The sequence below is a fragment of the Myroides sp. LoEW2-1 genome (assembly GCF_009767705.1).
GTDB lineage: Bacteria > Bacteroidota > Bacteroidia > Flavobacteriales > Flavobacteriaceae > Flavobacterium > Flavobacterium album_A.
In genome coordinates this window covers 1-1,523 of the sequence record NZ_WSPP01000054.1, presented here as the reverse complement: position 1 = coordinate 1,523, position 1,523 = coordinate 1, and the positions used below count along the sequence as shown (strand labels likewise).

At 29.0% G+C, this 1,523-nt stretch carries 1 protein-coding gene; it reads right to left on the bottom strand.

Going from position 1 to position 1,523, the window contains the following annotated elements; all coding sequences use genetic code 11:
- Positions 1-417: 417 nt before the first annotated feature.
- A complete protein-coding gene (locus GOQ24_RS03995) occupies positions 418-1,194 on the bottom strand; it encodes a hypothetical protein (RefSeq protein ID WP_160339158.1) in 777 nt (258 codons plus the stop codon).
- Between the last annotated feature and the right edge of the window lie 329 nt (positions 1,195-1,523).

Here is a 1,523-nt window from a genome sequence, read left to right as displayed (position 1 = left end):
GCCTTAACGACTTTACTTTTAGCTTCTTGTGCTGTACATATTTAGTCACATGGGAATAACGATCTACCTCCTGGACAAATGAAATAAGTAAGGGGATCAAAGTCAGCTAAGCCTTACAGTAAAGGGCAAGAGAAAAAAAACGCTAAAAAGCATAAACACAAATAGATATAAAGCAAAAGGAGTTACCTGATTTTTAGATAACTCCTTTTTCTTTATATTCCGTATACTCTATTTATAAGGGGGTTCATTTTTAAATTAAAGTAAACTATTAATTAGTAAAGTTTTAGAATATGATTTAGGATTGTTTGGATTCAATAGTAAACATAGAGCTGTTAAGAATTGATTTTACAACAAAAACGAGGAATAATTTATCTCTAAAATCTCCATTTCGTTAATACAATATTAGCCATAGATGCTTTAATCACTAAATTCTTCCAATTTTTTTAGTCCTATTTCAGTTCTCCATTTATTAATTTTTTTTTCATCGACAAATTTGTAATAGATTCTTTTAAAGTCATTATCGTAATCTATATTAAAAATCGCCCCATACTTTTGCGGTTTGTTAGCTTTTTTTTGTACTAAATCATATGTATCGGCAAAATACTCACAGTCAATCTCGCCTTTTATACACAACTCTTTTAATTCTTTTAGGTGTTTCTTAGCTTGTACTAAAAACAAATCTTCATATATTAATGTAGCAAATATATAACTAGCGGCATCTCCTACTTGACTTTGTTTGGGCCATCCCTTTTTATTTATTAACTCAAAAAGTAATTTAATATTAGTACTCTCTTTATCTGATAAAGCTAAAATTCTAAAGATCTCGGCACTGAAAGTTACGTCCTTACATGGAATATGTTTATTAATTACGCTTTGCTCATAAGTTGTCCATCTTTTATCTTCTTTAATTCCAATAAATTCTTTGTCTCTTAAAGATTGTACTGCAATTCGTTTATTAATATTTTCTTCTAAATAGAAAAAGCAACTATCTACTTGTCCTGCTAGCGCAAGAACTTTTGCGTAATTATACTTATGTCCCCAATCCCAATATCCCTCTTTCTTTTCGTTAAGATAATAGCTAATAGATTCCTCATATTTTCCTTCATCTCTTAAACGCACACCAGGTTCAAGTATGCCTTGTCCAAAAGAAATAGAAAAAAATAAAACAAAAATTATCGATAAATAGGTTTTCATTGTTACAGTAAACGTTTCTTAACTTTGAACTGTGGTACGAATTAAAGACAAAAGTTAAAATTCAGCACCTTATAGAACAAAATCTTGTTAATTGATTAAATGTAGAAAAAAAAACGATATAATTGGTATCGTGAGAGCTATATTTAAATTTCAAGTTTAACAGAAACCTAGAGAGTATAAAAAAACAGTAGCAACTAAAGTCTACTACTGTTATATTTTATAATTTTAAATTATCAATCCTGTATCGGTTTTTCAAGACTAGTAATATATAGTTGTTTCTAAACTCAAATCCTAACATATCATCCTCTACCACGTCATAAGGCAAATAC